The organism is Gemmobacter lutimaris, from assembly GCF_003570715.1.
GTDB classification, from domain to species: Bacteria; Pseudomonadota; Alphaproteobacteria; order Rhodobacterales; family Rhodobacteraceae; genus Gemmobacter; species Gemmobacter lutimaris.
In genome coordinates this window covers 1-2,500 of record NZ_QXXQ01000038.1, presented here as the reverse complement: position 1 = coordinate 2,500, position 2,500 = coordinate 1, and the positions used below count along the sequence as shown (strand labels likewise).

The following is a 2,500-nucleotide window of genomic DNA, read 5'->3' as shown; positions in this document are numbered from 1 at the left end:
AGGCGCAGCGAAAGCGAGTCTTAAAAGGGCGCATGAGTTCGTTGGATCAGACCCGAAACCAGGTGATCTAGCCATGAGCAGGATGAAGGTACGGTAACACGTACTGGAGGTCCGAACCAACACCCGTTGAAAAGGGTCTGGATGACTTGTGGCTAGGGGTGAAAGGCCAATCAAACCTGGAGATAGCTGGTTCTCCGCGAAAGCTATTTAGGTAGCGCCTCGGACGAATACCTCGGGGGGTAGAGCACTGCATGGGTGATGGGGTCCCACAGACTTACTGAGCCTAAGCAAACTCCGAATACCCGAGAGTACTATCCGGGAGACACACGGCGGGTGCTAACGTCCGTCGTGAAGAGGGAAACAACCCTGACCTGCAGCTAAGGCCCCTAATTCGTGGCTAAGTGGGAAAGCATGTGGGACGTCCAAAACAACCAGGAGGTTGGCTTAGAAGCAGCCATCCTTTAAAGATAGCGTAACAGCTCACTGGTCTAGTCAAGATGTCCTGCGGCGAAGATGTAACGGGGCTCAAGCCACGAGCCGAAGCTCAGGATGCGTAGCAATACGCGTGGTAGCGGAGCGTTCTGTGATATAGCTCAATGCCTCTTGTGTGCCCTTCGGGGTGCCATGGAGGCAAGGAGCTTTCTGTGAAGCCGGGCCGTAAGGCAACCGGTGGAGAGATCAGAAGCGAGAATGTTGACATGAGTAGCGACAAACAGGGTGAGAGACCCTGTCGCCGAAAGTCCAAGGGTTCCTGCTTAAAGCTAATCTGAGCAGGGTAAGCCGGCCCCTAAGGCGAGGCCGAAAGGCGTAGTCGATGGGAACCACGTTAATATTCGTGGGCCAGGAGGATGTGACGGATCTCAAAGGTAGTTTGCCCTTATCGGATTGGGTGAGCTGCTCAGAGGTTCCTGGAAATAGCCCTCCATCAGACCGTACCCCAAACCGACACAGGTGGACTGGTAGAGAATACCAAGGCGCTTGAGAGAACCACATCAAAGGAACTCGGCAAAATGCTCCCGTAAGTTCGCGAGAAGGGAGCCCCTCTTGTGCGCAAGCATGGGAGGGGGGCACAAACCAGGGGGTGGCGACTGTTTACTTAAAACACAGGGCTGTGCGAAGCCGTAAGGCGACGTATACAGTCTGACGCCTGCCCGGTGCTGGAAGGTTAAAAGGAGGGGTGCAAGCTCTGAATTGAAGCCCCAGTAAACGGCGGCCGTAACTATAACGGTCCTAAGGTAGCGAAATTCCTTGTCGGGTAAGTTCCGACCTGCACGAATGGCGTAACGATCTCCCCGCTGTCTCTGATGTGGACTCAGCGAAATTGAACTGTGTGTCAAGATGCACACTTCCCGCGGTTAGACGGAAAGACCCCATGAACCTTTACTCCAGCTTTGCACTGGCATCAGGATTGTGATGTGCAGGATAGGTGGTAGGCATCGAAGCAGAGACGCCAGTTTCTGTGGAGCCTCCCTTGAGATACCACCCTTCGCACTCTTGATGTCTAACCGCGGCCCGTTATCCGGGTCCGGGACCATGCATGGTGGGGAGTTTGACTGGGGCGGTCGCCTCCCAAATCGTAACGGAGGCGCGCGAAGGTTGGCTCAGACCGGTCGGAAATCGGTCGTTGAGTGCAATGGCAGAAGCCAGCCTGACTGCAAGACTGACAAGTCGAGCAGAGACGAAAGTCGGCCATAGTGATCCGGTGGTCCCAAGTGGGAGGGCCATCGCTCAACGGATAAAAGGTACTCTGGGGATAACAGGCTGATGATGCCCAAGAGTCCATATCGACGGCATCGTTTGGCACCTCGATGTCGGCTCATCTCATCCTGGGGCTGGAGCAGGTCCCAAGGGTATGGCTGTTCGCCATTTAAAGAGGTACGTGAGCTGGGTTTAGAACGTCGTGAGACAGTTCGGTCCCTATCTGCCGTGGGTGTAGGAGACTTGAGAAGAGTTGCCCCTAGTACGAGAGGACCGGGGTGAACGATCCACTGGTGGACCAGTTGTCGTGCCAACGGCAGTGCTGGGTAGCTATGATCGGACAGGATAACCGCTGAAGGCATCTAAGCGGGAAGCCCCCTTCAAAACAAGGTCTCCCTTGAGAGCCGTGGTAGACCACCACGTCGATAGGCCAGAGGTGTAAGTGCAGCAATGCATTCAGCTGACTGGTACTAATTGCTCGATAGGCTTGATTTGATCCAGTAACAGCAAGACTGGTCAAAAGCTCCATAACTTGAACAATCTGATGTTCCTCTAAACGGGTCTTTCCTCGGTTTGGTGGTCATAGCGCTGGCTAAACACCCGATCCCATCCCGAACTCGGCCGTTAAGGGCCAACACGCCAATGGTACTGCGTCTCAAGACGTGGGAGAGTAGGTCACCGCCAAACCTAGAAAAGACCCGTCAACGATACAAAAAACACCCTGTCGCGGGGTGGAGCAGCCCGGTAGCTCGTCAGGCTCATAACCTGAAGGCCGCAGGTTCAAATCCTGCCCCCGCAACCA

At 54.9% G+C, this 2,500-nt stretch carries 1 tRNA gene and 2 rRNA genes (1 of these 3 cut by a window edge); all 3 read left to right on the top strand.

The features are described 5' to 3' along the window. Window positions 1-2,193, top strand: a 23S ribosomal RNA gene (locus D2N39_RS22220) (it extends 640 nt beyond the left edge of the window). 77 nt (window positions 2,194-2,270) lie between these two features. Then, window positions 2,271-2,385, top strand: a 5S ribosomal RNA gene (gene rrf / locus D2N39_RS22215). A 38-nt stretch (window positions 2,386-2,423) separates the two neighbouring features. After that, window positions 2,424-2,500: transfer RNA gene (locus D2N39_RS22210), tRNA-Met, on the top strand.